Annotated in this window: 12 protein-coding genes; 3 read left to right on the plus strand and 9 right to left on the minus strand. The window is 35.1% G+C overall.

What is annotated here, in order from left to right; genetic code table 11:
• Positions 1-22: 22 nt before the first annotated feature.
• The 4 genes from ACODSB_RS03235 to ACODSB_RS03250 form a co-directional block, all read right to left on the minus strand.
• Positions 23-2,323: a GH92 family glycosyl hydrolase gene (locus ACODSB_RS03235; RefSeq protein ID WP_488935986.1), complete on the minus strand. Its 2,301-nt coding sequence runs from the start codon at positions 2,321-2,323 to the stop codon at positions 23-25.
• A gap of 327 nt (positions 2,324-2,650) precedes the next feature.
• Complete coding sequence (locus tag ACODSB_RS03240; protein ID WP_488935987.1) at positions 2,651-4,264, minus strand: RagB/SusD family nutrient uptake outer membrane protein; 1,614 nt, start codon at positions 4,262-4,264, stop codon at positions 2,651-2,653.
• Positions 4,265-4,282: 18 nt separating this feature from the next.
• Positions 4,283-7,294, minus strand: a complete 3,012-nt coding sequence (locus tag ACODSB_RS03245) for a SusC/RagA family TonB-linked outer membrane protein (protein WP_488935988.1) — start codon at positions 7,292-7,294, stop codon at positions 4,283-4,285.
• A gap of 280 nt (positions 7,295-7,574) precedes the next feature.
• Positions 7,575-9,749, minus strand: a complete 2,175-nt coding sequence (locus ACODSB_RS03250; RefSeq protein ID WP_488935989.1) for an alpha-N-acetylglucosaminidase — start codon at positions 9,747-9,749, stop codon at positions 7,575-7,577.
• 467 nt (positions 9,750-10,216) lie between these two features.
• Between ACODSB_RS03250 and ACODSB_RS03255 the strand changes: the two genes are divergently transcribed.
• From ACODSB_RS03255 to ACODSB_RS03265, 3 genes are all read left to right on the plus strand, one after another.
• Positions 10,217-11,092, plus strand: coding sequence for a helix-turn-helix domain-containing protein (locus ACODSB_RS03255; RefSeq protein ID WP_488935990.1), 876 nt, complete (start codon positions 10,217-10,219; stop codon positions 11,090-11,092).
• A gap of 91 nt (positions 11,093-11,183) precedes the next feature.
• Complete coding sequence (locus ACODSB_RS03260) at positions 11,184-11,849, plus strand: hypothetical protein (RefSeq protein ID WP_488935991.1); 666 nt, start codon at positions 11,184-11,186, stop codon at positions 11,847-11,849.
• Between the two features lie 377 nt (positions 11,850-12,226).
• Positions 12,227-12,571: a hypothetical protein gene (locus ACODSB_RS03265; protein WP_488935992.1), complete on the plus strand. Its 345-nt coding sequence runs from the start codon at positions 12,227-12,229 to the stop codon at positions 12,569-12,571.
• Between the two features lie 321 nt (positions 12,572-12,892).
• Here ACODSB_RS03265 and ACODSB_RS03270 read toward each other — a convergent pair whose 3' ends face one another.
• The 5 genes from ACODSB_RS03270 to ACODSB_RS03290 all read right to left on the minus strand — a co-directional run bounded on the left by ACODSB_RS03270 (position 12,893) and on the right by ACODSB_RS03290 (position 22,819).
• Positions 12,893-14,449: a glycoside hydrolase family 43 protein gene (locus ACODSB_RS03270; RefSeq protein WP_488935993.1), complete on the minus strand. Its 1,557-nt coding sequence runs from the start codon at positions 14,447-14,449 to the stop codon at positions 12,893-12,895.
• Positions 14,450-14,615: 166 nt separating this feature from the next.
• Entirely contained in the window at positions 14,616-15,857 is a 1,242-nt protein-coding gene (locus ACODSB_RS03275) for an SGNH/GDSL hydrolase family protein (protein WP_488935994.1), read from the minus strand.
• Positions 15,858-15,903: 46 nt separating this feature from the next.
• Positions 15,904-17,631: a glycoside hydrolase family 43 protein gene (locus ACODSB_RS03280; protein WP_488935995.1), complete on the minus strand. Its 1,728-nt coding sequence runs from the start codon at positions 17,629-17,631 to the stop codon at positions 15,904-15,906.
• A 139-nt stretch (positions 17,632-17,770) separates the two neighbouring features.
• Positions 17,771-19,714 (minus strand): RagB/SusD family nutrient uptake outer membrane protein, encoded by a 1,944-nt coding sequence (locus ACODSB_RS03285; RefSeq protein WP_488935996.1) that lies wholly within the window; start codon positions 19,712-19,714, stop codon positions 17,771-17,773.
• A gap of 12 nt (positions 19,715-19,726) precedes the next feature.
• Positions 19,727-22,819 carry a SusC/RagA family TonB-linked outer membrane protein gene (locus ACODSB_RS03290; protein ID WP_488935997.1) on the minus strand — a complete coding sequence of 1,031 codons (3,093 nt, stop codon included), beginning with the start codon at positions 22,817-22,819 and terminating at the stop codon, positions 19,727-19,729.
• Positions 22,820-23,245 lie beyond the last annotated feature (426 nt).

Consider the following 23,245-nt stretch of genomic DNA (forward strand, 5'->3'; position numbering starts at 1 on the left):
CTGTGGCAAAAAAATTTATTATTTACTTTGACATTTCTAAAATTAATTCACCTCCATTGGTAATCTCCTTATGTGAAAGAGTAAAATCTTTTACCGTTTTATTGTTATATTTCATGCCTTTTACATACACATTTTCGGCGCTGTTATTTTCAGCTTTTATCACAAATCTTTTACCTGAATAATATTTCGGATTTAAATCTATCGTAATTTTATTGAATATTGGACTTCCTATTTGATAAACAGCTTCTTTGTCTGTACCTCCATTCATTTGAAATAAACCCATTTTAAGCAATACGTTCAAACTTCCCATTAATCCCTGATCTTCATCTCCGTTATAACCGGTTGCAGGAGATAATCCGCTGAAAGTTTCTTTTACTACGTTTCTTGTCCAATACTGTGCTAAATCAGGTCTTCCTAATACAGTAAAAATATTGGATGTCTGCATAGAAGGCTGATTCCCAAAATTTACGGGAATTCTGCTAAATTCCGGATGTAATTCTGCATCGTGTGATGTACCAGAAGTATAATTTTGCTTTTTAGCGGTTTCAAATTGAGTGTTCAATTTAGCAACCGCTTTTTCATTTCCTCCCATCAAAAGGGCTAAACCTTCAATGTCGTGCGGAACAAACCATGTTGACTGCGCTCCATTCGATTCTATAAATCCATTTTCATATTGATACGGATCATAATTTTCACGCCATTTTCCTTCCACATCTTTCGGACGCATCCAGCCTGTTTTGGCATCAAAAACATTTTGGTAGTTTTTAGCTCTTTTCATGAAATAATTATAATCTTCTTCATGGTTTAGCTTTTTTGCCAATTGCGCCAAAGTCCAATCCTGATATGCATATTCTAAAGTCTGACTTGCACCGTCTTCATGACTTCCAAAATTACCTTCGGGAAGCGGATAAGGCACATATCCTTTTTCTAAATAGTATTTTAATCCGCCGCCAATATTGGTATTATGTTCATATCCGGCTTTTTCCATAATACCGCCCGGCATATGATTCTTTTTGAGTGCAATATAAATAGCTTCTAAATCTTCTGTTACAATTCCTTTTTGAATGGCGCTTACGATAAAAGGCGTTGCTGAGGCTCCTGTCATTACGTAAGTATCATTTCCTCCTGAAGGTCCGCGTGGAATCATACCGCCATCTTTGTAATACTGCATTAAAGAGTATACAAATTCTTCCATAATTTCAGGATATACCAATCCCCAAAGAGTATTAATTGTCCATTGGGCTCCCCAAAAAGCATCTGAATTATAATGATTGAATTTCGGTTTTCCATCAGCATTTAAAGGTAAATGTCCCACTCTGAATCTGTCGCCTGTATTATCAGGATAAGCTCCATTTGCATCACTGATCATTTTTCTCCCTTGCAGGGCATGCCATAGATCTGTGTAAAATCTTCTTTGATCAACAGTTGTTCCTCCTTCTGTTTTTATTCTTCCCAATAAATCGCTCCATTCTTTTCTGGAATCAGCAACTGTTTTATTAAAATTCCAATGTGGTAATTCGGTTTCAACATTGTTATTGGCATTTTCAATTGAGGTGTAGGATATTCCAACTTTCATCAATATCTGTTCTTCCGTTTTATTAAAATTGACTAAATAATTACCTGTCAGATTATCTCTTTCTATGGAAGTAATCAGCTCATTTGTTTTAATTTTAAAAAATACGGTTAATGGTTTTGGGCGTCTGAAATTGGTACTCAAAACTAATGAACCCGAAAGTTCATAATCATTGTTTTTTTCTAATTTCCCATTTGTATTTTCACAAGGTCCTAAAATAGTGTTCAGATTAAAAAGAACTGCTTTTTGAGCTTTTACCGGAAAAGTATATTTGTGAAAACCAACTCTTGCCGTGCTGGTTAATTCTGCCGTTATTTGATATCTGTTTAATTTTATTGAATGATATCCTGGTGTTATAATTTCGGTTTGATGACTGAATTGGGAATAAAAATCTTTAAAAATAGTTGGTTTGTTTTCAGCAGAAACTGTTACAGGCATTACAGATACGCCTGACATCTGCCATTCGTGAACGTGGCTAAAACCTTTAACTGTATCTGTAGTATATTTATAACCGCCTCCCCAATCGCCGTTAATTTCGGTATCAGGATTTAAGTTTACCATACCAAATGGCCGGCTTGCTGACGAGAAGTAAAACCATCTGGAATTTTCTGTATCAAGCAGCGGATAAACTAAATCTGATATTTGCTTTTTTTTAAAAGAAGCCTCATTTTTGGTTTTACATGACACTAAAAAAACAAGAGCTAAACTTACTCCAATGCGTCCTATTTTATAGATTATATTTTGTTCCATTTATTCTGTTGGTATTGTTGGGGCAATATTGGTTTATTTCTAAATCGAAAATGTAAGACCCAGGATTTTACCTGATAATTATTGGATTTAATGTACTCTCAAAACATACATTGATAGAAAATTACAAAGCTTAATCTTTCATCGATTTTTAGAACAACATTCGATTAAGCTTTGTTTTTATTCAAAAATGAAACTGAACTGATTCTTATGAGGAATTGAAAATCAGTTTTCTTTTAGTAAAAAAGGAGAAGATTTTTTACTCTCCCCTCCTTTTCAAAATTAAAATTGAGTTACAGTTACAATATGTACTTAATTAAATTCTTATTATTAATACCCGTCATTTTGAGTTAGAGCCGGATTTAAAACCATAGCATTGGTTGGGATTGGAAAAACACGACGACGAACATCTGTATTGGTTTTGTACCCCCATTGTCCTTCGTATTTTCCAAAACGGATCATATCGTTTCTATGCCACGCTTCCCAAGTAAACTCACGGCTTCTTTCCTGATAAAGTTCTTCCAAAGTTACACCGCTTAAAGCTGCAGATGTTGTACGGTTAGAACGAACCATATTTACTAATGCATCTGCACTTTGTCCTAATGTTACACCTCCTCCACGAAGAATTGACTCTGCTTTCATTAAAAGGATGTCTGAATAACGTAAGAAAGGTACGTCGTTCTTTTGGTTACGATTTGTTGAAGTCGCATCCGGGTAGAATTTAACATTTCTGTAACCCATATTCCATGCGATTTCGTCGTTTCCAAGATCAAATAAAGTTTCACTTTGACGCGGTATAATATCTGGCGTCAAATTTACCTGATAGGTAAATGCATCGCCTCCATCAGATCCTGTATAAAACTGATCATACCCTTTTTTAGTTGTTGTAACCATTACCGGAGTAACGCCGTCATTCATATACTGAAGACCTGTAAGCCATTGTTTGTTGCGTATGTCATTTACATCATTAAAATAGGCATAAAATTCCGGAAGGGTACTTCTTGGTGCACTTGGTGTATAAGGAAGACCGAACTTAGTTCTTTCAGAACGAGGTACATCATAGCGAGCATGGTACATTTGTCCATTGAAACCAACTGTAACTGCTGCAGGATCGTAAGGAACTGCAAAAATAAACTCTTTCATCTGCGGCCCGTTGTTAGGATAAAACATTTGAAGATAAGTTGCTCTTGGTTCAATAACATATAAACCCGAATTAATAACCTGATCGCAAGCCGCAATACAATCATTATAGCGTTGTGTTCCTGTATATACGTTAGCATTCAAATACAATTTAGCCAGCATTGCATTAGCAGTCTGTCTATTTGGTCTTCCATAAGTTGTAACCCCTGCTGCAGGATTTAAATTAGGGACTGCTTTTTTTAATTCTTTCTCAATAAAATTGAAAACATCTTTTCTGGGAGTTTTAGCATGAGATGTAAAATCTCCATATAATGTATCTAATGGCACATCTCCATAACTATCCATTAACATGAAATAAGAAATAGCACGCATTGTTTTTAATTCAGAAATCAAAGTTTCTTTATCCGAACCTTCAGGCATTGTTTGATTTAAAATTGAAATTGCCTGATTACTTGTTCCGATAACTTTAGATGACCAGTCCCAAAGACTTCCTATGATACCATTATCTGCATTCCAGTCATGGTAATGCATGGCGATATAATTTCTGTTATCGAACCAGTTACCACCTCTTGCAGGTAAAATAGCTTCGTCTGTAGATAAAGATTGAGACCACCACCATGCAAATGAAAATTCACCACGAAATGCTGTATAAACAGGTCCTGTAGTCTGAATATATTGCGTTGGGTTTTGAGGAAAAACCTCAGGTGTCAACTGTGTTGTAATAGGCACATCTAGATCATCGCAAGACCATATTAAACCAGCCATAAGTACTGGAAGCCCTAAATATTTTAATATCTTTTTCATAATTTTTAGCATTTAATTTTAGAAGATCACATTTAGACCGAGCATATAAGTTCTGGTTTTTGGATAGAAGTTGTTTGAATCAACACCAGGAGCTGTACCTCCTTGTTCAACTTCCGGATCAATTCCTCTGTACTTAGTTATAACAAATACGTTATTTACTGTTTGGTAAATACGAACACTGCTTATATACCTGCCCACTTTACCAAAATTATACCCTAAAGTCATATTGTCTAATCTTATATAACTTCCGTCTTCTATAAAACGATCCGAATATTTATAAGAGTTTAAATCATTTGGTGACTCGTCTCTTGCATCAACTAAAATATTGTTTGTCATTGCAGTACTAGGTCTGAATAGATCGGCACGCGTTGCATTGAAAATTTTATTACCAAAAACTCCTCTGAAGAAAATACTTAAATCAAATTTTTTGTATTGAAAATTATTTGCCCACCCTGCTAATAATTTTGGCTGTGCACTTCCTGCATAGTGGTAATCTACCCCAATTAGAGGTGTAGTAGTCAAATTACCATTTTTATCATAATATTGCGAAACTCCAGCAGCATTTTTTCCTGCATACTTCAATGTAAAGAATTGTCCTAAAGGTTTTCCTTCTTTAAAAATTTGTAATGTACTTCCTGTTTGACCACCACCATCGGGTTGTACACGACGGATAGAATCTCCACCAACAAAGAAAGGGCTGGTTAATTTAACAATCTCATTCTTGTTGTGCGCCAGATTCAAGTTAGTTGTCCAGCTGAAATCTGCAGTTTTAACCGGAGTTGCACTTAAGCTAACCTCAATACCTTTATTAGACATTGTTCCTCCGTTTGCTACAATTGTTCCTACTGGTACAAGTACCGGATTAACATTATAGTTAAAAATCATGTCTGTTGTTTTTTTATTGTACACATCAACAGAACCTGATATTTTTCCTTTTAAGATTGAGAAGTCAACTCCAATATTTGCAGTAGCTGTTTTTTCCCATTTCAAATCCGGGTTAGCAGCCTGGTTAGGTCCATAAGCTCCAATTTGTTGTCCGTTATAGTAGAAAGTTCCTAAACTTCCGGAAATAAACTGAGCCGTATAAGCATTAAATCCGGAAGAGTTACCTGTTACCCCCCAGCTTCCGCGGAATTTCAAATCACTAAAAATATTTTGATTCTGCATGAAACTTTCTTTATCTACTCTCCATGCACCTCCTACTGAAGGAAAATATCCCCAGCGATTATTTACTCCAAACATAGATCCACCATCTTTTCTAAGTGATCCTTGTAAAAGATATCTGTCTTTATAATTGTAATTTAAACGCCCAAAATAGGATATTAAACGCGTTTTTTGGTATGCTTTACTATCTCCAAAATTTACTACATAACCATTAACCGAAGTGTAATTACTTAAAGCAAGGTTGTTATATCCTACATTATCTACTGGAAAGTTAGTTGTTGTAGCCTGAAATCCGTCTCCTAATGTATTTTCCTGCCATGAGTAACCTGCTACAGCTTTTATTTTATGCTCTCCTATTGATTTATCCCAAGTAAGGAAGCTTTCAATAATATTGTTTCTGGTTTCGTAAGAATTTCTCAATGCAGAACCATTTACACCAAAATTAACCAATGTTTTTGTCAAAGGCGGATCTGGGTTGTTGTAAAAGTTGGCACTGTTGTATTGTGAATAATAACTGTCATAAAATTCTCCATGAGAAGACGTTAATCTTTGGTGTGCTAAATTCAAATTATAAGTAAATCCAAACGGAAGTTTTACTTCTGCAGTAAGGTTACCTACAAGGTTATCCGTTTTAGTTTCATCAGTACCGTGTTCAATTAAAGCTACTGGGTTAAAATATCCCGGACTGGTAAAGTTTTCAAAAAAACTTCCATCAGCATTTCTTACCGGAGAAACAGGAAGATAGCTTGCTGCCTGTAAAAGAACAGTATTTCTCTGTGGTACATTTTTATATTTTGTACTGGAATTAGTAACGTTTAAACCAAATTTAACCTTATCATCAAAAGCAAATTGTTCAACAGATAAGCGGGCAATGATACGGGAAAAATCACTTTTTAGCATTATACCTTCTTTATTAAGCGAAGTAATACTTGCTGTATAGTTTCCATGATCTCCGCCTCCGCTCATCGATAAGTTATGGCTGCTTGATGCTGCACGTCCTGATCTTAAAATTTCTTTTTGCCAGTTTGTATTAGCACCTTTGTCATTTTCCGGAGTAAAATTCAAATTGTTTTTAGTTGTAAAAGCTCTAAGCTGATCTGCATTCATCATGTCCAGATTATTTGAAACTTCTTCCCAGCCCATATAACCATTGTATGCAATCTGCGTTCTGCCCTTGCTTCCTTTTTTTGTAGTTACCATGATAACTCCATTTGCAGCACGGTTACCATAGATTGCCGTTGCAGCAGCATCTTTTAAGACATCGATAGTTGCAATATCATCTGGTGCAATTACTGAGATATCAACTCCGGGAATACCATCTATTACATAAAATGGACCTTGAGAACTATTTAATGTTGAAGCTCCACGCAAAACCACAGAAGCCGTTCTTGTAGGGTCACCGCTTGATGAAATGTTCAAACCAGAAACTTTACCCTGCAAAAGCTGTCCAACATCACTAATTGCTCCTCTGTTTAAATCTTCGGCTTTTACAGAAGTTACAGCAGTAGTAAGGTTTTTACGAGACCCTTTACCGTAACCAACCACTACTACCTGTTCTAAATTAGTTGTGATAGGCTGTAATTTAATCGAATAATTTGTTTTTGTTCCGTCTAGTTTTAAAGTCAGATCTTCAAATCCCATATAAGAAACTATTAGGGTTACATTTTTGTTTGAAGCTGAAATTTTAAATTTTCCGTCAAAATCTGTTGTTACTGAATTCGTTGTACCTTTCTCTAGTACATTGGCGGCAGGCAGTGGAATGCCTTTGTCATCTAAAACTACACCGGACACTTCTGTTTTTTGTGCCCAAGTATTAATTGAGAAGCAAAAACAAAAGGCTAATAATAAAAGTTTAAGTTTTTCCATTTTGATATTGGTTAATTGGTTAAAATAGTATTGACGAAATTAATGGTAAAGAAATGTTAACAAATGGACAAGTTATTCATAAACATGGATAATTTCTATAAAGTCAATGACAGCAAGGGTTTTCAGAATTATTTTTCTAAAATTACATAGTTAAAAACTTATTAATTAATCGATTTCGTAAAGATTTCATTTCATATATTCAGTATAATTTAAGGCAATAGCTTAAAGCTTAAGTTATATTTTGTTTTTACACGTAATAGTTATGGTCTCTTTGTATTATCTATTTATTTTCAGACCATTTTATTTCCCAATTTTTAATTAATTCTCTTTCTTTCGTTTCATCAAATGGCGTATTATTTACCGCTGATTTTTTCAACGCTTCTAAAAACATTTTCCATCTTGGCCAGTAAAATCCTTTATACATTCCATGCCATGCTCTTGAAGCGTAATCATTTAAATGACCCTCTCCGCCCCAAAGCGTAATTAATGTTTTGGCATTTTTTACATACAATTTAGATACCTCTGGAGAACTTCCGTATTCAGAGGCTGATTTTACCCAATTATCAATACTGTTCAAAGGTTGTCCTATCATGATATTATCAATATCCGAAGCTTGTTTTTCGATCTTTTTAAATAGTTGATCTGCTTTTGTGATGTCTTTATGTTGGTACGCTTTTACACATTCCATCAAATCTTCATCAATGCAGAGTGAATAGTAATGTCTTGAAACATCAATTAAATCGTAATTAATAAAATTCTTTTTATCATATTTTTTTGCTTCTATTGTCAAAATATCTAGAGCTTCTTTTAGTTTTTTCTTGTCTCCGGGATTTCCTTTAAATTCTGTAATTGTCGCGGTTGGACGTTTAAAAAGCAAATACGCTCCAGCCCTATCATTCCACCAGCGGGTTTCCCAATATTTAATATTGTAAACAGATTCTAGCAATAATTGCCACGCCTGAAAAACAGAAGCAGAAGTCTTTTTTCCGTATCTCGCATCCAAATATTTATTGAGCCAGTCCTCTATAGGCTGTTCTCCTTTATTCCACGCAAGATCATAAATGTATTCATAAACTATAGAGTTGTTATTTAAGCCTTCCGGCATAGTACCATAACCCACAATATTTCCTTTATTGGGATTTTTTAGTAAACTCATTAATTCATTTTTATAGAAATCCAAATCTCCATATACAGGATTTGATCCGCCATAATTATGTACATACCCATAAGTCCATTGTTTTCCATAAAAAGCTTCCTGATTTTCCCATACTTTATATCTGTCATTGGCATAATCCTGAACCATCAGTCTGTCATTTGGTACTTTACTTAAAAATGCCTTAGTGGCTTCTTTTGTCCAAAATTCTTTATTGTCTCCAAAAAGCCATCCCTGCATTACCCAAATCGCACCGGGAGCAGCTTCATTAATAGTTTCATAAATAGCGCTTCCATAATTTGAAAGTTCTTCATATTTATTGTTCTCTGAGACCGGCGGTTTAATTTCATTAAAAGAATCAGCCAGATAAAAATTAGACTTCCCGTACATTTTGGTATAAATTTCGATGAAGCGTTTTCCTATTTTTTTAAATAAAGGATCTTTTGAATCCAACAGGTAAGTACTTTCAAAACCACCTCCCGACCATGATTTTAATTCACTTATTTTGGCTTCCGGGTGTTTTTCGGCAAAAGCTTTAGGCACATAACCACTAAAAGCAGGTACAACAGGATGCATGTCTAATGATCTCATTCTATCTAAGATTTTCTTTTGTAACTCTTCTTTTTTACTGAACCATTCTGGAGGCAAAGGCCCTTCAAGACTATTAATGTTTCCCATACGCTGCCATGGTAAAAAAGCAGGTCCTGCAAAATGCGCTTCTAATTGAGTGCTGGTCAAACCGTGCTCTTTCCATAATTCCTGCCATACTGCTTCCTGACCTTCCATCGCAGTTGGAAGATTGATTCCGTGCATTGCCATCCAATCAATCTCCTGTTCCCAGCGCTTCCAGTCCCACCACGGAGTCGTGTAGCCGAAAGTACAGGCGTTTAAATATTCTCTGTATTCAAAAGGTGTATTTCCTTTTTTTGAATATTTTGGCCAGGTCTTAGGCAAACCGACTCTATTTCCTTCCCAGCTGACTAAAACTGCACCAATATCTCTGAGGAAATTATAAGCGGCATAACAAATTGCTGTATTGTTTGATGCTTTGATTTTTACCTGATTACCTGTTGTTTCGATTTCAAACCAATCTGAATTATTATTCTCTTTATTTTCAATAATACTTAATTCAAACTCGCTGGCACGATTACCTATAAGTCTTTCTATTACAGCTAATGCGCTTTTTGTTTTTTCATCATTTTTACAATACCCTTTAGCGGCACAAAGAAATAACAATATAAAAAATGGTGCAGCCTTTTTTAAAAAACTGCCTTTTTTAATTTTAAAATTCTCTCTTTTCATATAATCACATGTTTATTAAATTTTACTGACTCAATTATCATAACAAAAGAAAGGGAGATTAAATAGTTAATTAATCTCCCTGTCAAACAAAACAAAAATCTATTACTAATAATAACTAACAATCTTATTCTATAAAATCAACATCAAATAACTGAGACCTGAACTGAAAATAAAATTATACAGAATGTTTTTTTTTTAGATGGATTTATCAATCAAAAACATAGACATATTCATTCAATGCTTTAACTTTTGTAAGTAAAAGGTTTAGAAATTTTGAGGTTTTGGCTCTAATAACGCCTTTTGATTAATTTCTTAATTCCAATTCCTATCGCATAATTTAGGTTTAAATAACTACTTTTACCAACTTCTATTGAATTTGTATCTATGGTTCGTTAACAAAATGAGATGGCCAGCCTTCTCCAGTTTATATATCTCCGCATCTGACTAATGCGAAAAATACGTTTACAATGAAGACATTTAAATTCTTAAAAAACAAATATAATGTTGAGCTCCTAATTGATATAGGCACTTATAAAGACATTCCCTATTATTTTTTTGAAAGTGAGCTTCATCATACAGATTTTTATGAGCTTATATTTTTCTCTAAAGGAAACGGCTATTTAGAACTTGATCAGCAAAGAATTGAAATTTCAGATAATACAGTCATTTTTATTTCTCCATTTCAAAAAAGAAGATGGTTTTTGGACAAGACTAAAGTTGAATGTTATTTCTTGTTTTTCCAGGATAGCTTTCTGTCTAGTTTCTTCTCGGATAAACTATTCTCTTTCAGGCTGCAGTTTTTCTACAACAAAACCAAACCGCTCTATCTAAAGGTAAATGATGGCTTCTTTTCACAGTTGGCGAATATAATTCAGGAACTGCTGACTGAGATAAAAACATTTAGATCAGACAGCGAACACATTATAAGAGCACTCTTGTACTTTATATTAATCAAACTGAATCGAGCCTATGCACAAAATTACCTTCTTTCTTCAGAAACAGAAAGTAATAGCATTGCATTTATGTTTAAAGAGATTTTACAAAATGAAGTCCGTAAAACAAGAAACGTCGACTATTACGCGCAGCAATTAGGTATCAGCAGAGTAACACTAAATAAATGCATCAAAAAGCAATTCGGCATTACCGTTTCTGAAATGGTAAATGAATTTATTCTCTTTGAAATAAAGTCGCTACTATCTTATACGAAATTTAATATAAATGAAATTTCGTACCTGTTACAATTCTCCCAGGCAAATCATTTAACGCGTTTCTTCAAGGCACAAACTGGAATCTCACCAAAAGAATTCAGAAATGCTTATCAAAATGGTAGTTCTGTTATCTAACTGGTAATTATTCTTTTTACCTATATGTTATTTTTGTAGATGACACAGAAGAAACCACTTAAACTACTAGGCACTTAAAAATATCCTTTCAATGAAAAAGCAAACCAAATTTACATATATGTTTACTTTGATATTGCTACCCTTCTTATTATTGGGGCAGCGACAGCAAGTAATTGAACTTACCAATCTGTATAAAGAAGGAAAGCTGAAATCCGTAAACCGAGAGATCAAAATCATTTCGAGTGATAGTGGAGCTTATCTAAAAATATTGGAAAGTAAAAAGGAGGGCATTGTATGGCTGCCTGTTGAGAGCTTTGAAAACGGTACTATTGAAATTGAAATGAGAGGAAAAGACGTTTTTCAACGAAGTTTTATTGGTATTGCCTTTCACGCTGTCGATGATATTAATTATGACGCTGTTTATTGCCGTCCTTTCAATTTTTTTGCGAAAGACCCTGCTAGGAGAATTCATGCTGTGCAATATATTTCACATCCCGATTTTACCTGGGAAAAATTGAGAAACGAAAGGAATGCGGTTTTTGAGAAAGAAATCATCAATCCGCCAAAACCCGATGATTGGTTTATAATGAAATTAGTAATTGACAGCAATAATGTTAAAGCATACATAAACAATGCACCCCAGCCCTCCCTGATAGTCGAAAAACTCAACAATAGGACACTTGGTAAAATAGGGCTCTTTACAGCAGATAGCAGTGGAGGGGACTTTAAAATCATTAAGATAAATTATAAAAAATAAAACCACTTCTAAATCGCTGCCGATAGAGCTTTATTTTATTCAAAGAAAATATTTATTAATCGCTAAGCCCCGCCATATCAAAAGAAAAACCTCTTATATAATAACTTCATTCACTCAAAAAACGAAATATAAATTCTTATATATTTAATTAATACTCTGTTATGAAATAATATTCTAAAGGGTATTTTTTTAAGCCATTAATAGCTGAACACTTTATGAACAGCATTCACAGCAGGTGTTGCTATTACAATGTCACAAATAAAAGCAGCACATAAAAAAAGAAGATCACATTAAGCATTGAAATCACTTCACCAACAAAAAAAATAACAAACTCACTATTAAATGTGAATCAATAATCAACAAACTATAATGTTATAATGAAAAGAATATTTTTAATTATCTTGATTTCTATTCCACTTTTTGCTAGTCAATTACCGAAGGAAACTTTTACCCTCTGGGGAAGGCTTGTAGATAATGGATTTAGTCCTATTAAATCGTTTTCGATTAAGGTTTTCGAACTTAATACTTTGACAAATCAAAAAAATATAATCCAAGATTTTAAAGTGAGAGATGATAATGGAGAATTTTTAATAAAAAACCTTAACTCAGAAACTTATATTATTGAAGTTACAGTTGAAAATTATACGAGGTACAGCATCACAAAAACAGTTGGAAATAAAAACGAATCAGTTGGAGAAATTGTTTTACAAAATACTTGGTAAGGTTATGTCGTATCTATCAGATTAAAAATGAGTATTGCTCAGGTTCATTAAAGAAATAGAAACTTTTTTCAATGCAGAAAACCCTTATTCGTTAAACTATTTCTTACAAAACATTGGTACAGCGTCATTCTGATCACACCGTAATGCGGCTTTTTCTTTCAGAATTATTCGGGAAATTAAATCTTCTGCACGCATTAGAACTAAGTGATCGGATTCTATAAGGATATTGCTGTATATTTACATTGAAAGCATACTAAACTTAAAAGATACAGATAATTATTTTTCATTTTTTTTATTAAAGATTTAACTGTTCGCTTGTCATTAATTTTTATTGTCGAGACGGAAGTAATCAAAATCAACATAGCCCCCCAAATCTTTTTCCGCATAGTTAAAAAGACCAAACCTATAGCCCATAAAGTGAGGAAGCGTATAAGGCAGTTTTATTTTGTTTCCTATACTTATCCATTCGTTTCCGTCCACACTATAGTAAAACCTGCCCAAATCTGCTTTATCCTTGAAATTACATACTGCTTTAAAATAGATTTTATTTCCTGAAAAGGGAACACTTTGAATTTCTTTTGAACTGCCGTTTATAGTTTCGATCATGACAATTCTCTTTGATCCGTTTTCGGCTTTTACACCAACAAGACCAAAATCTTTTTGAAATAAAGAAAGCCCGGCAAAATCATTTTCTTTCATTTTAGAAACTTCCATCAGAGTAGTCGCTGAACACTGAGGTCCAAACGTTCTTTGAGTGAGCGTATTTTTAGCCTGAGTTAAAGTGTTTGTTATCGAGGCGGTCTTTAATCTTAGATATCCTTTTCTTTCTTTAACTGACCATAATGAATTATCAGGATTGTGGTTCCATTGCCAGACTAACGGCAAATTTTTGTCTCCTTCTTTTCGACTAAAATCATCTGAGCTTACAATCCCCGGAATCAGTCCTTTACTTTCGGGCAAATCTAAGTATTGAGGTACTTTATTGTTTTCACCCAAAACCGGCCAGCCGTCTTGCCATTTAACTGGAACAAAGTATGGGATACGTCCTACTCCTCCATAATCTCTAAATAAGTAGGAAAACCATTTTCCGTCTGGAGTATCAATTAAACCGCCCTGTGCAACACCTAAATCCTGTAAGCTGATCTTTCCTTCCCAAGGACCCGTAATTTTATCGGCTCTATGAATAATTACAGTACGCATTCCGTTTTTTGGCCACACGATATTAAATAGATAATATTTCCCTTTAATTTTATACAATTGCGAGCCTTCAGCCCCGAGCATAATTGCCTCTCCAGCCGGACTGCTTGCGTTTTCAATGAGTACCTGATCTAATCCGTTTTCTTTTATTCCTGATAAATCTGATTTTAGCTCTTTGATAAAAAGCTTACCGTTTCCATACACCATATAAATTCTGCCATCGTCATCAAACAAAATGCTGTGATCGTGATACGCAGGACTAAAACTAATTTCTTTCCACGGTCCTTTTTCGATATCTTCTGTAGTGTATATGTAGGTCTTTCCGGTAGTCTGGGCAAAAGTGGTTACATAAAACGTATTGTTGTAAAATCTGATATTACTTGCCCAGGAACCTCGTCCATAAGTATTTTTACCGTTATTTAGATTCAGTTCATCTGTATTTCCAAGAGTATTAGAAGCATAGTTTATTATTTTCCAATTAATTAAATCATTTGATTTCATTATTGGAACGCCCGGACTCATGTGCATCGTGGTACTGCTCATATAATAATCATCACCGATTCTAATGATTGACAAATCAGGTACATCAGCAAAAACCACAGGGTTCTGAGCTTTATTATCCTGAGCTTTTAATGCAGTTAGGATTAAAAAAAAAGCTAATAGATTATATAGTCTTTTCATTGTTTTTATTTTCTGCTATTTTTAGAAAGCTGTTAATTTGTTTACAATCCGAAATTGATAAAACTTAGGACTTACATTTCTCTCTTTAGCATTTTTTAAAAGGACCCGATTTTTTTTGAAAATATTTAAAAAAATCGGGATTAAAATTTGAATTAAAAAATCTTAATTATCTGAATAAATCTAAATCAACGACTTCTCCCATTCTTTGATAACCTTTTTCATTTGGATGCAGAAAGTCTCCGTCGTGCATATCTGATAAAATTGTTTTGGAACCAATCTCTGAAGCCATTTCTTTATCAAAATCGATTACAGCATCAAAATTGCCTTTTGCACGAATCCATTCATTTACTATATCTCTTGCCTTTTGTTTGTAAGGGGCATCATAAAAGGATTTTTCAAATGGCAGAATTGTAGCTCCAAAAACCTTTATTCCTTTTGAATGAGCTTTATCAATCATTATTTTATAACCGTCAATAATTTCTTTTGCTGTAAGGGCTGCATCTTCTGCTTTTCTAATGCCTCCTATATCATTTATTCCCTCCAGTATAATAAGCCATCTGGTTCCTTTTTGGGAAAGCACGTCTCTGTCAAAACGGCTTAAGGCTGTTGGCCCCAAACCTCCTCTGACCACACAATTTCCTCCGATTCCTAAATTCAGGACACCAACATGCGCTGTACTTTTACTGGCACTTAAACGCGCCGCTAAAATATCAGTCCATCGATTTTGTTTATTTGTTCCTGATCCGCGTCCGTCAATAATCGAATTTCCTAAACATACTACATTGCTTTCTTGAACTGAATTGATATCAACTCCCATAATGGTATACCAATGATCTGTTTTTACCGCTCCAGAAAAAGATGTGTTATTTACCTGATTTCCTTCGAGAATATATGAAGTTGTACGGGAACCGGGGTGTCCACTTATTTTTGATGAAACTTTGCCATAATGAATTGTGATGGCTAAAAGCTGTCCAGAATTTAATTGAAAATCCAAATCATCAGAATACACTTCCTCATTAGGTGCCAATATGACTTGGGGACTGCCTTTAAAACTCAATATTTTCTGTGTATTTACATCAACAGCCGGAGCCTCTATAACATTGGCAACACTTACTGATTTCAAAACTGTAGGCTGATCGCTAAATAGATTAGAAAACCGAAGTTTAATCCGTTTACCGCCCAGCGATACTTTAATAATCTGACGAAGTGTATTTTGTGTAAGTCCCGGTGCAGGCGGCATATTATTGGGTTCAACAAGCATTTGAGCCGTTACCCAGGTACCTGTCCAATTTTGAGTCTCTTTTTTTTCTGCAATTTTAGCTGATTCTTTAATAGGACTGCATCCGGCAGTTAAAATGAACAGAGATAAAAAAAACATCTCTTTAAGAGCACTTTTTTTTGCTTTCATTTTATTAAAATTTACAAGTTCATTTTCGGAAAAAAATTCTGTATTGCTATGGATGGGCATCATTAGCAGAAGTAGCATATAAACCTATCAATGCTCCCGTAAAACCTCCTGCAATATTGGTTGAAAGAATATCTCCCGAAACAACTCCGCCCAGATTTTCAAAATCAATGCCATTGACAGCATAGCTGAATTCATAACTGTCTCCGGTGGCTTTTACCTGCAGACGTAATGAATTTGTTATTTTGATTTTAGAACCTGCTATAATTTTTGACTGTCCTTTTTCTGTTCTTTGCAATAAAATAAAAGTATCATCTCCTTTTTTTGTGATACCAAATACATAATTAAAACGTTCATTCTGAAGGCAGACAATACCAGCCAAATCCCTTTCTGACTGCGGTTTGTAATCAACTGTGGCAGTAAATGAAAATGTGTTGTGCTGCTGTCTGTAAAAAAGTGTAGAAGTTGGTTTAACTTCTTTAATGTTTACTTCAAAAGGTGTTATTTCTAAGCCTTTTTTAGTCTGTGAAATAAAGTTTTCGCGCGGACCTCTTAATCCAATCCATCTGTAATCTAATTTTTTGGAGGTGAAATTTTCGGTAAAAGTGAAATTACCATTAGGAAAAAAAACATCTTTTCCTGTTTTATTTGTAGCTCCGGCTGGCATTTTTAATTTTGGCTGCAGGGGAATTAATCCGTTTTCAAAAACAGGAAAATCTCCAGACCAGTCAGCAGGCAGTATAAAAGTTTCTCTTCCTGTGTTTACTCTGTTCTGATTATTAGGACGAATGCCTAAGAAAACGCCGTAGTATTTATTATCCGGTCCCTGAATTAAATCAGCATGACCAGCCCAGTCTACCTTATTGGTTCTATCTTTTGGAAAATAACGCTGGGTAAGAATTGGGTTATTTGATGATGGTTTGAATGGTCCTTTAGGATTATCGCTGCTAAAAATAACTTCGCTGTGATTGTCTCCTGTTCCGCCTTCAGCACACATTAAATAATATTTTCCGTTTTTTTTATATAAATGCGGTGCTTCAATCCAGATCGGTTTTTTAGAAAGATCTACACCTCCGTCGACAATAATTTTATCGGTACCGCGAATTACTTTATCTGTATTGAGGTCATACTCCCAAATTTTAATTACACGATGACCTTCATACAATTCTTTTCCTTTATCCGGTGCATCGTTATGAACAATATAACTTTTGCCATTGTCATCAAAAAATATGGAAGGATCAATACCTCCAAAGTCTAATTTAATAGGACTTCCCCAGCCTTTCATAGGATCTTTTGTCTTAACAATAATATTTCCTAGTCCGCCAGAAAATGCTGTCACAATCATATAAAAGGTGTCATTATGCGGATTATATGTAATCCCGGGCGCATAAACTCCAGCGCTGATTCCCGTATCATGCGGATTAAATTCTGAAACGTTATTCAAAATACCGCCTAAATCTGTCCAGTTTACTAAGTCTTTGGAATGAAAGATCGGGACACCGGGAAACATCGCAAATGAGGAACATACCATATAATAATCATCCCCTTTCCTGGTAATGGCAGGATCAGGATAGCAGCCTTGCAGAATTGGTGTATAAAACTCATCTGACTTTAATGGGGTGTTTTTATAAATTTGATCATCACCGTTGTAAATGACATTTGAAAAAACAGCCGTTTTTCTAGATTGCATTTTTTTCTGGGCACCGCCCTGTGCTGTTCCTTTATAAAAACACAGAAATGCTGTCACTATTATAAAAACAATATTTTTTTTAATCATTTGTTTTACTATTTATTTATTAGAAATATTAAAAAGCCGAGAGAATGCCCCTCGGCTTCCACTAACAAACCTAAAACCAGTATAAGGTAACTGTAAGATTAACCCTTAAAACTGTAATTAAATTGCTAAACAGCCTAAATTAGTAGCCTGGATTTTGGTAGGCTGCTTTTTCAGCAGTACTCATTTCCATACCATCTAATTGTCCTTGAGGAATAGGGCGTAGATAATGATATGGTTTTATGTCTCTGGTAACCACCTCCGGTGTGTGCTGTCCGTAATTTGATCCGCCAATGCTATACTGACCGGCAAGTTCATTCCATTTTTGAGTTCTTACCAGGTCATACCAGCGATAACCTTCACCGTAGTATTCACGCGAACGTTCAGCTAAAATATAGTTAATGTCAATAACTGCAGGAGTTGTACTAGTTAAAAAAGTGCTGTTGTCCGCCGTTTTAGCCACTTTACCATTATTATCCCAGCGCCATTTTCCTGCGCGAGCTCTAATTACATTAATAAGGTCTCTGGCACTCGTAGCACCAGCAGCTCCTTTTACTGCAGCTTCCGCCGCAACAAAATAAAGTTCTGAAAATTTAGCAACGGGATAAGGTCTTGTACTTCCGGCATTTGGCTGTCCTAATCCTCCGGCATTATCGGTACGGTATGGTCCTAATTTCCATAAACCAGGATATACTATACGGCTGATTCCCATTGGAGAAATCACATAATCGGATCTGCCTGGTAATACACCTGCACCTACACCATTATCGCCTGCTCCGGCAGGATATGTAATTGGTGTAGCGGGTTCATCATTAAGAAAAGTTACGATGGCATCGCCTGGCTTTACCGGTAATCCGTTAGCATTGTATAATGTTGCTACGTCGGTTAATCCTGTTCCAAGTAAATTCCAGTTTCCGCGGTAAACGGCTGCAAATGTTCCGTCGTATCTTGAATCGTTTGTTTTCTCTGCAAATGTTTTTGTAAAGACTTCGATAGGCGGCACCATTCGCACCCACGGACGTCCTAAAAACTGATCTGCTGCTCTTTGTACAGTCGAAACCGCAGCTCCGGAGGCATTTTTACTTCTTATTGCCGTATAATTAAATGTTCCCATCCAGCCTGCAAAATTATCCGGCGAACCGCCACTTCCGTAAGTAAGGCTTGCCCCGTTATAATATTCACTTTCCTCTGTATGGTCTGCATAAAGCATTATTTCTTTATTACGATCATTAGATCCTAAGTTTACATCATAATAATAAGGCAATAAGCCATAAGATCCCGGATTATTAATTCCGTCCAAGGCAATGTCGTAAGCTTGTTGAAAATACCATTGCGCATTATGTCCATCCGGGTCTGTTCTTGGTGTATCCGGATATGTCGGGATATTGTTTGGGTTTTCCAACCACCATCCATATGTCAGATACGCTTTTGCCAAGATCAAACGGGCCAGCGTTTTAGTTGCTGTTCCTGTTAGCCTTGGTGCATCCGGTAATTCATTTACTGCTGCTTTTAAGTCAGGAAAAATAGCTTTAGTATAAACCTCAGGTACCGTGTTTCGTTTTGAAGATCTCGAAGGCCTGCTGTTAAACTTTAGTTCTCCCGCTCCTAAATCTAAAGGTACGCCTCCAAAATTCTGTACTAATAAAAAATAATCAAAAGCTCTGAAGAATTTAGATTCCGCAATTAAACTGCTGGCGATACCTACTGCGGCACCATTTTCAATTATTCCGCTTGCGGTATTGATATCATTATATGAATTATTCCATACCACGTCAGCTCTGCTTGAGGCTGCATTTATAACGCCAACTCCAGATAAGTCATGATCCTTAAAATTTCCGTCGGCTTGTTGCCCGTATGTATTTTCATCTGTACCGGTCTGCACCGAATTGTAATAATAAGCCTGTCCGTATATCCAGCGTAAATGTGCGTAATGTGATGTTAATCCCTGTATAACTCCCTGTTCTGTTTTGAAATAGCCCGGTTCATAAAAATCATGTGGTTTTTCTTCCAAAATATCAGAGCAGCCCGTGAAGCAGAACAAAGCTGCTGATCCTATAATTAATTTTTTAAAAATATATCGTTTCATAGTTCTTCTTGATTAAAATGTTAAATTAAGTCCGAATAAAAAATTTCTTGTAGAAGGAGTATTTGTTCCAATAACCAAAAACCTGCGTTGATATGAAGTAGTTACTGCCTGGTTTTCATCTCCATAAGAATTCGTTTCAGGATCCATTCCTGATTTTCTATTATAGGGAGAGAAAAGTACAAACGGATTTTGTGCTGTAAAATAAAGTCTCAGTTTCTCGATACCTAGATTTCTCATAAATTCCTGATCTAAAGTATAGCCAAGGGTTAAAGCTCTGATTTTTACATAAGATGCATCAAAATACCCCATTGTCGAAATGTATTTTGGATTATCACTACTTCTGATACCTCTTGGATTAGGGAATTCAGCGTCTCTGTTATCCGGTGTCCAGTAATCTACATCAACATTAGTCCTTCTTCCGTTAAGAAGATTTAAGTAACTGTTTCCTCCGTAAAGTGTACTAATTAAAACACCACCGCTTTTAAAAGCTCCAACAGCAGAAAAATCAAAACCTTTATACGTTAAGTTCGTATTAAAACCTCCCTGAAAATCAGGATCTGTCTCGATAATTTGTCTGTCGCTTGTGTTAATGGCACGTGTTGGTGAACCGTCAGGGTTAAAATCTCCTGTATACTTTACTTTAATAGATCCTACTACAGTTCCTTGCTGGTTTATGCCAGTTGGTCCAGGTTCTAATATTGACATGTATGGATCGCCTTCCTGCCAGATTCCTACTTTTTCATAATCGTATATAGAGTTGATATTATATCCTACAAACCATGAGTTTGCCTCATCTCTTTGTGCTCCCGAAGCAAGTTTTACTAACTTATTTTGATTAGCATATAAATTAACTCCAACCGTCCAGCTCAAGCCTTTTGGATTGTCAAGAATAACTCCGTTTAAAGCAATCTCATACCCTTTATTTTCAGTTTCACCCACGTTTGCCACATAACTGCTCACACCAGATGTTGCCGGAAGGTTTACTCTTTGCAGCAAATCTTTTGTGTTTGTTTTATAATATTCTACGGTACCTGATAAACGATTATTAAGAAGACTAAAATCCAATCCGTAATTCCATGTTCTGGAATACTCCCATCCTAAATCCGGATTAGGCAATCCTGTAACATAAACACCTGTAGAATTTGTAGTTCCAAAATTATAAGGTCTGGTACTTAAAGCTCCCAAAGTAGAGTATGGATCTACGGCCTGATTTGAAGTTTCACCATAACCTGCACGTAATTTTATTAAATTAACCCATGAAACATTTTTCATAAAAGATTCATTTGAAACAGTCCACCCTGCAGAGACAGCCGGATAGGTTACCCATTTATTTCCTTGCGACAATCTGGAGGAACCGTCTGAACGAATTGTTCCTGAGATAAAGTATTTATTAGCGTAAGAATACATTGCTCTAGCCATATAAGAACTTAAACCCCATTGAGTATAATCCTGATTTGCGGGGTTTATAACTGCTTCTTCTTCACTCTGACCTAGGTTGTAAAACTGAAAGGCATCAGAAGTAATTCCGTTTCTTGAGATCTGTGATGTATTTCCCGTGTACTGCTCATTTGAATACAATCCCACAAAATTCACAGTATGCTTTTCTGCAAAAGTTTTATCATAGGTGATCAAATTTTCAATAAGCCATTGCGTTGATAATTTGTTCGTAATGGATGCATTTGAGATAGTTGTCGGATTCACATCAAAAACCCCCTGCCCTTCATAGTAACCACTATTGGACAAACGTAAATTTAATCCGGTATTCATACGGTATTTCAAACCTTCAACTCCCGGTATTTTAACTTCAGCAAAAATATTATTATACGAACTAAAAGCTCTGGTTTGATTTACATAAGAATCTCCCAGATTATTAATAGATTCTCTGGTGTAAACCCAGTTTTCATCTCCCCCCATTCTCACGGTTCTCTTCAATGATCCGTCTGGATTATATGGATTTGCTAAAGGAGAGGTTGCTAAAATAGTCCCTGTACCAATGTTATCTCCGTTAACAACGGAGTAGTTGCTGTTTGTATTAAATCCCATACGAAAAACGCTTCCTAATTGCTGGTCTAAACCTGCTCTTAGGCTGAAACGTTCATATTTTTGGCCAGGTAAAACAGACTCTTCTTTATAATATCCTAAACCTGCATTATAAGCCCCGTTCTCACTGCCTCCTGAAACGCTTACATCATGACTAATCATTTCTCCTGCTCCATAAAGTAAATCCTGCCAGTCTGTATTGGTGTTTCTTGATTCATCAATACCATCTGTATATAAAGTTGAATAATCACGAAGTGCTGCAAATTTAGCCGCATCCATCATATCATATTTACCAAAAACCTGTTTGATACCGCTAAATCCATTGTAAGTAAAAGTAGCTTTTTGATTTCTGCGTCCTTTATTTGTTGTAATTAATATAACTCCATTGGCCCCTCTCGAACCATAAATAGCAGTTGCAGACGCATCTTTTAAAACATCAACAGATTTAATATCAACCGGATTAATATCTCCAATTTCACCTGCAAATGGCACCCCGTCCAGTACAATCAGCGGATTATTATCACCGGTAAGTGATCTGGTTCCGCGTATACGTATCTGCATTGCAGCTCCTGGTTTTGTCGAAGTCTGCGTTAAATCGACACCCGCAAGTCTGCCTTGTAATGCCTGAGTTACGTTTGCTGCAGGAACTTCATTTAATTCCCTGCCTCCAAGAGAAGCTACAGATCCCGTGACCGCTTCTTTTCTCTGGGTTCCGTACCCAATTACAACGACTTCTTTTAATTGTGCGGAATCTTCTTCAAGGCTTACATTAATACGGGTCTGCCCGTTAACAGCAACTTCTTTATTTTTTAAACCTATAAAACTGAAAATAAGAATACCATTGGAAGGCACATTGATAGAATAAGTACCGTCAAAACCAGTGCTTACCCCATTTTTTGTTCCTTTTAAATTTACATTAGCTCCAGGAATCGGGCCATTTGCATCTGACACAGTACCCGTAATTGTGCTCTGCGCATTCGCCTGAAATGAAAATGCCAGCATTAACATCAAAAAACAAAGGCATTTCAAATGCTTCTGCTTACTTGTAACAAAAAAGTTAGTCATAAAAATTGATTTAAATTAATTTTAAACTTTGGTTTAGTTAATAAGTGTATTTTAAACAAATATAACAAAATCCAAAATATACACAATCGGTTGTGTTAATTTTTATTGACAATTACTAAAAATAATAAGCTAAAAAAAATACAAAAATTAATTTTAATACAAAAAAAATAAACATATATCAAAAATACATTTACGAAGAGAAAGATTGTTATTAATTATAAAATGATTTTTTATAAAATTTAACAAATAAATAAAAAGAGTAAAAATTGTAAAAACTCGAGAAAATGAAGTAAAAATAATATTAAAATAACAAAATAATCAAATTTAAAACAAAAAAAACAGGTGGATCCAAAAAAATAACAGGAAATACGGCCTTTAAATTAATCGAAAAACAATCGGTTGTTATAAAATATATTAACAAATTTA

It is taken from the genome of Flavobacterium sp. FG68 (genome assembly GCF_057808895.1).

Coding starts and splice junctions, on each gene's coding strand:
- ACODSB_RS03265 (WP_488935992.1), top strand. CDS start 12,227: ATGAAAAGAATATTTTTAATTATCTTGATTTCTATTCCACTTTTTGCT.
- ACODSB_RS03235 (WP_488935986.1), bottom strand. CDS start 2,323: ATGGAACAAAATATAATCTATAAAATAGGACGCATTGGAGTAAGTTTA.
- ACODSB_RS03240 (WP_488935987.1), bottom strand. CDS start 4,264: ATGAAAAAGATATTAAAATATTTAGGGCTTCCAGTACTTATGGCTGGT.
- ACODSB_RS03260 (WP_488935991.1), top strand. CDS start 11,184: ATGAAAAAGCAAACCAAATTTACATATATGTTTACTTTGATATTGCTA.
- ACODSB_RS03255 (WP_488935990.1), top strand. CDS start 10,217: ATGAAGACATTTAAATTCTTAAAAAACAAATATAATGTTGAGCTCCTA.
- ACODSB_RS03245 (WP_488935988.1), bottom strand. CDS start 7,294: ATGGAAAAACTTAAACTTTTATTATTAGCCTTTTGTTTTTGCTTCTCA.
- ACODSB_RS03290 (WP_488935997.1), bottom strand. CDS start 22,819: ATGACTAACTTTTTTGTTACAAGTAAGCAGAAGCATTTGAAATGCCTT.
- ACODSB_RS03250 (WP_488935989.1), bottom strand. CDS start 9,749: ATGAAAAGAGAGAATTTTAAAATTAAAAAAGGCAGTTTTTTAAAAAAG.
- ACODSB_RS03285 (WP_488935996.1), bottom strand. CDS start 19,714: ATGAAACGATATATTTTTAAAAAATTAATTATAGGATCAGCAGCTTTG.
- ACODSB_RS03275 (WP_488935994.1), bottom strand. CDS start 15,857: ATGAAAGCAAAAAAAAGTGCTCTTAAAGAGATGTTTTTTTTATCTCTG.
- ACODSB_RS03270 (WP_488935993.1), bottom strand. CDS start 14,449: ATGAAAAGACTATATAATCTATTAGCTTTTTTTTTAATCCTAACTGCA.
- ACODSB_RS03280 (WP_488935995.1), bottom strand. CDS start 17,631: ATGATTAAAAAAAATATTGTTTTTATAATAGTGACAGCATTTCTGTGT.